Origin of the sequence: Phenylobacterium sp. (assembly GCF_020253645.1) — a bacterium.
Taxonomy (GTDB): domain Bacteria; phylum Pseudomonadota; class Alphaproteobacteria; order Caulobacterales; family Caulobacteraceae; genus Phenylobacterium.
Genome location: NZ_JADCBG010000209.1, coordinates 1 through 5,601, shown reverse-complemented (window position 1 = coordinate 5,601; position 5,601 = coordinate 1). Strand labels below are relative to the sequence as shown.

General features: G+C 66.6%; 2 protein-coding genes. Both read left to right on the top strand.

The annotated features are described in order from the left end of the window. Window positions 1-4,661, top strand: a 4,661-nt coding sequence (locus tag INE98_RS13770) for an S-layer family protein (protein ID WP_293539645.1), incomplete at its 5' end; no start/stop codon positions are given. A gap of 2 nt (window positions 4,662-4,663) precedes the next feature. Next, window positions 4,664-5,601 (top strand): POTRA domain-containing protein (locus tag INE98_RS13765; RefSeq protein WP_293539644.1); only part of this gene is annotated, 938 nt, incomplete at its 3' end.

Sequence of the window (5,601 nt, the reverse complement as noted above, 5' to 3'; positions counted from 1 at the left end):
AGGGCGCGAGCATCAACGCAACCTCCGGAAACTTCAGTTCGCCCAACGCCGGAGAACGGCCCTTCACCGTCACCTTCTCGGGGGCCTCGGACTTCACCGCCAATGCCGGGACCAGCCTGGCCAATTATGTCCTGCCGGGTTCCGCCACGGGGGCGGGGACCATCACTCCCCGAAGCGTGACGGTCTCAATCCTCGGTTCCTTCACCAAGATCTACGACGCTACGACGACGGCGACCCTCAACCCTACCGACTATACGGTGTCAGGCACGATCGGCGCGGACACCTTCACGGTGACCAAGGCCACCGGAACCTACAGTTCCGCCGACGCCGGATCCCGAACGGTGACGGTGTCGCTGACCGCAGCCGATTTCAGCCCCGGCGGGGGCGCCCTTGCGAGCAATTACGCATTCCCGGCCAGCGCCACGGGCGTCGGCCAGATCGATCCCAAGGCCCTGACCCTGAGCAAGGTGCAGCGGGTCTACAATGGCCTGACCACCCTGGCCGGATCGGCCTACACTCTTTCAGGTGTCATTGCGTCCGACACCGGGTCTGTATCGGTCGACGCCTCCGCCGTGTCCGGGACCTTCGACACCAGAGCGGCGGGGACAAGCAAACTGGTCACCCTGACCGGAGTCTCGCTCACGGGCGCGCGCTCGGCGAACTACACGGTCGCCCCGTCCCTGACCAATGGCGCGGTCGGTGTCATCACGCCGGCGACCGTGTCCTTCACCGGACCGACCGCGATCAGCCGGGTCTATGACGCCACCCGTGACGCCCAGATCGACAACTCGGCTCCCATCGTCTGGACCGGGCTCTACGCCGGAGACGACGTCAGTCTGGACAACCTCGCCACGTCAGGCCTGTTCGACACCAAGCACGCCGGGGTCAACAAGCCCGTCACTGTCAGCGCCTACACCCTCAAGGGCGCCGACGCGGGCAATTACGCGCTCGCCCAGCCCAGTGGCATCACCGCCACCATCACGCCTCTTCCCAGTGTGCTGGCCATCACCAGCGTGGTGAAGACCTATGATGGAACGACGGCCCTGCCATCTGCCGCATCGGCCTTCACCCTCTCCGGAGTCCTGCCGGGCGACAGCGTGACGGTCGCCTCGGTGACGGGCGCAGGATTCGCCACTTCGAACGTGGCGACCGGCCTCAACGTTTCGATCTCCACCGTCACCCTGGGCGGCGCAGATGGCGGCAACTATGTCGCGCCGGCCGGACCAGCCACGCCGAACACGATTGGGACGATCAATCCCCGGAGTCTCGTGGCCACGATCACAGGCAATCCGACCAAGACCTACGACGGCGGTTCAGCGGCCACGCTGACACCGGGGAACTTCAGCCTCTCGGGCCTCGTCGGCGCCGATGGCGCCACAGTGACCAAGACCACCGGGTCCTACGACTCCGCCAACGCCGGGTCGCGGACCATCAGCACGACGCTGGCGGCCGGTGACTTCATCTTCACCCCCGGGACAAACCTGTCGAATTACATCCTGCCCGTCTCGGCCACCGGCGTCGGCGCCATCGACGCCCGGCTGCTGACGGCGTCGATCGTGGGAAGCCCGACCAAGGTGTACGACGCAACCACGGCGGCGACCCTCGGGCCGGCGAACTTCACCCTGACGGGCTTTATTGCGGGCGAGGGTGCGACAATCACGAAGACCTCCGCTACCTACAGTTCCGCCAACGCCGGCGACCGGACCGTCACTGCATCACTGGCGGCCGGGGACTACGCACCCACCCCTGGAACGCTCCTTGCAAACTATGTGTTGCCGACATCCGTTAGCGGCGGCGGCCTCATCAACCAGAAAGCGCTCGCGGTAACGATCGTCAGTACACCAACAAAAGTCTATGACGGAGACGCGGTCATCGGGCTCGCACCCACGGACTTCGCAGTTTCCGGGTTTGTGGCCGGTCAGACCGCGACGGTGACGAAGTCGACCGGCGCCTTCGATTCGGCGAACGCCGGGCCACGCACGGCGACAGCCAGCCTGTTGCCGAGTGACTTCGCCCCAGGTTCAGGCACCAACCTGGCGAACTATGTTCTTCCTGACCAGGCGACAGGAACCGGGATCATCAGTGCACGAATGTTGTCCCTGGCACTGACGGGCGCCCTGGGCAAGACCTACGACGGCGGTACAGCCTCCAGCCTCTCTGCCGCAAACTTCAACTTGACGGGATTTGTCTCGGGGCATTCCGGATCTGTCACCAAGACACTCGGGACCTACGACTCTCCGAATGCCGGCGCCCGCACCCTGACGGTCAGTCTTGCACCCGGGGACTTCAGCCTCTCGGGCGGGGCCCTGGCGTCGAACTACCTGCTGCCCACGAGCGTCAGCGCCTCGGCGACCATAGACCCTCGGGCGCTGACGGCCTCCATCGTCGGCCGGCCCACAAAGGTGTACGACGGAACGACCGCCGCGACCTTGTCGGCGACCAATTTCAGCCTGACGGGCTTCGTCTCGGGCGAGGGGGCGACGGTCACGAGGACGGCGGGAAGCTATGACTCGTCGAACGCCGGAGCGCGGACGATCACGACGTCTCTGGGTTCATCGGACTTCGCGCCGACCGGAGGCACGCTCCTCTCCAACTATGTTCTGCCGGCCACTGTCAGCGGTCCGGGAACGATCCTCCAGAGAGACATCACGGTTGCGATCGTCGGCAACCCGACGAAGACCTACGACGGATCGGCCACGACCCCCCTGGGCCAGTCCAACTTCAGTGTTTCCGGGCTCGTCCCCGGCGAGGCCCTGGTGGTGACCAAGACCACGGGCGTCTTCAGTTCGGCTGATGCGGGGTCCCGGACAGTCACCACCGGTCTGACGTCGGGGGATTTCTCGCTGTCCGGCGGCGGCGCCCTCGCGAACTACGCTCTGCCGACAACCGCCAGCGGATTGGGGACCATTGATCGGCGGGTGTTGTCAGCGGCCATCATCGGGACGCCTGCTCGGGCTTACGACGGCTCCGCCACGGCTTTCCTCTCGCCCGCGAACATCGCCCTGTCCGGCTTTGTCTCCGGTGAGGGCGCGAGCATCTCGAACGCCGTCGCAGCCTATGGTGGCGTCGACGCCGGAACCTGGAACGTCTCCGCGACCTTCACCAGCGCCGACTTCGCCGCAAATGCCGGGACCCGCCTTGACAACTATATCCTTCCCGTTTCCGCCGCCGGCATAGGCCGGATCGATCCCCGGACCCTGACCCTCAGCCTGTCCGGAAACTATTCGAAGACCTATGACGGGGTCGGGACGGCCGCCCTCGCGCCGGGCGCGCTTTCCCTCTCCGGCTTCGCCCCGGGTGAAGGCGGTTCCGTCTCCAAAGCCTCTGGTAACTATGACTCCCCGGACGCCGGCGCGCGCGTCTTCTCGGTCCCGATCGCTTTATCCGACTACGTTCTGACGGGCGGGGCGAAGATTTCCAACTACCTCCTGCCGACCCTCGCCAGCGTCTCTGCGACGATCAGCCCGAGAGCGCTCACCGTCGAGATCACGGGAACTCCGACCAGGAGCTACGATGGGACCAACGTCGCCAGCCTCAGCGCAGCTGACTTCCGCCTGAGCGGGTTCCTGGCGGGGCAGGGCGGATCGGTCACCCAGACCCGGGGAACCTACGCCTCCGCCGATGCGGGACAGCATGCGGTGATCGTCAACCTCGGCGCAGGCGACGTCTCCGTCCAGGGCGACACCCGCCTGTCGAACTACAGCCTCCCGTCCACCGCCTCCGGCGTCGGAAGGATCAACCCTGCGGTCCTGACGGCCGCCATCATCGGGACTCCCGCAAAGGTCTACGACGGTGGCGCCTCCGCAGAGCTCCGCCCCGCGGACTTCCGGCTCAGCGGGTTTGTTGCGGGGCAGGGAGCCACCGTCACCCAGACCCGTGGGACCTACGCCTCGCCTGACGCGGGTGAACGCACCCTGACAGCCAGCCTGGCCGGCAGCGACTTCTCGCCGCAGGGCGAGACGCGACTGTCGAACTACGTTCTGCCCACCTCCGCCTCCGGAACCGGAAGGATCAATCCGTCGGTAATCGGGGTGGCGATTGTCGGTAATCCCACCAAGCCCTTCGACGGCGACAGAGACGCCACGCTGAGTTCAGCAGACTACGAAGTCTCCGGATTGGTCAGTGGACAGGCTATTCGCGTCACCCAGACACTTGCGGTCTATGACGCCGTAACACCGGGGCGGCGGACACTCACGGCGACGCTGGCGCCGAGCGACTTCGCCGCCGGCGCAGGGGTCAGCCTTTCGAACTACGTTCTGCCAACCCTGGCGACCGGTCCTGGGACGATCGAGGACTTCGCCTCCGGCGATCCCATCAAGGATATCCTCATCGGTCTTGGCAGACCCGACGCCGTGGCCGGCGCCGTCGCCCAGCAGGCCTCCTTCGCAGGCGCGACGCCGCGGGTCTTCGTCCCCTTCCCTGCACCGGGAGTTCCCTCCACCCTTCGCACCAGCGGCCTCGCGAGCCTGCCCCTCATCCTGCAAGGACAGCCAGGCCAGTCCTCTTCGGGCCTTCAGGGCGGCCTTGCGACGGTGGTGACCGGTGCGCCCGTCATCAACGCGGTCGACACCATCCTGCTCCAGGGCGCCGGCGAGAAGAGCTGGACCATCTTCATCCCCATGGCTGCAGACCAGGCGGATGGCGATGGAGGGGATCAATAGGCGTGTCTTCCCTTCCCGTCGCGCCGGCCCGCCGCCTCTTTCGGCTGCTCGCCATCCTGACCATTGGCCATGTCCTCTTCACTGCCGTCGCCGAAGCCCAGAACTACCCCAAGGTGGCGCCCCGGCTTCCCGAAGCCAGCCCGCCCGCCCTGTCGGCTCCGCCCGCAGACTCCGACTCAGCCCCGGAGCGCCGTCCGGACAGCGCCGATCCGGTCCTCTTGCCGGTTCTGAGGGGCGTGGTGTTCGTGGACGGCCCCTTCGCTCTGAAGCCCGAGGGGCTTCCCGTGGAGGTGGCCGGAGAGCCCGGGGTCTCCACCGGCGCCCTTGAGGAACTGGACGCCGACGACTTCAGATCCGCCATTGCGCCCTTCATCGGGCGACCGCTGAGACTCTCCGACCTGGATCAGATCCGGGCGCTCGCCCGCGCCCGATATGTCAACCAGGGCAAGCCCTTCCTCGACGTCTCCGCTCCGCCTCAGAACGTGACCTCCGGGGTCGTGCAGGTTGTGGTGACGCAGTACCGCCTGGGCGCCGTGACGGTCTCCGGCGCCCGGCACTTCTCGGAGGACGTCATCCGTCGGCCGCTCACCCTCAAGCCCGGTGATCGTCTCTCTCTCCCCCAGATCGAGGAAGAACTCGAGCGCCTCAACGGAAATCCGTTCCTGAGCGTCAACGCCGTCTTCCAGCCCGGCAGCGCCACGGGAGAGACGGACCTGGTGCTGCAGGCGTCCGACAGGAGGCCGTTCAGGGTCTATACCGGGATCGACAACCGTGGGTTCCGGCAGCTTGGCCTTTGGGAGTACGAGGCGGGGGTGAACTGGGGCAACGCCTTCGGCGCCGGTCACGTCCTGTCCTATCAGTTCACCCGGTCCCTGGAGGGCCGCTTCACCGCCCACTCGGCCAGCGGGGTCTTTGCCCTCGCCCCGAAGAGCAAGCTCCT